This window comes from Kineococcus vitellinus, assembly GCF_009906315.1.
Taxonomy (GTDB): domain Bacteria; phylum Actinomycetota; class Actinomycetes; order Actinomycetales; family Kineococcaceae; genus Kineococcus; species Kineococcus vitellinus.
This window is the reverse complement of sequence record NZ_JAAALL010000663.1, coordinates 1-440: the sequence shown is the minus strand read 5'-3', so window position 1 is coordinate 440 and position 440 is coordinate 1. Positions and strand designations below refer to the sequence as shown.

At 68.4% G+C, this 440-nt stretch carries 1 protein-coding gene; it reads right to left on the bottom strand.

Annotated elements, in window-relative coordinates:
* Positions 1-80 precede the first annotated feature (80 nt).
* Positions 81-236 carry a hypothetical protein gene (locus GTQ99_RS23995; protein WP_166618114.1) on the bottom strand — a complete coding sequence of 52 codons (156 nt, stop codon included), beginning with the start codon at positions 234-236 and terminating at the stop codon, positions 81-83.
* Positions 237-440 lie beyond the last annotated feature (204 nt).

Sequence of the window (440 nt, the reverse complement as noted above, 5' to 3'; positions counted from 1 at the left end):
GGTGTGCTCGTTGGCGCGTCCAGAACCGTAGAGGTACTGCAACAACTTCCGGACACCGTTGCCCTTCGTGACTTTGCCGATCACGGGACCGGACCGTCGGTGGTCGCCGCGAGCAGTTCGCGGGCATCACCGCGGATGCGCTGCGCGGTGCGGACAGAGACCGGAAAGCCCGCGGCCAACAACGTGTCAGCCAGCGTGGCGGCAGTGACGTCCGGCTGGGCTCGGACGATAGCCATGGCGACAGCGAGGCGATCCGGCCGCTGGCCATCCCCCCTGGACGGGACCCGACTGACCGCCACGGATGGAACTAGCGACCTGACGGCCGGCACAGCGACACTCACCGGCTCGAACGGGACAGTGGTCGGTGAAGGCGACGCACCACGTCCTGCCGCGGGCCACTCAGTGAGCACTTCGGCGCGCCACTCCGACCAGGTCAGCCT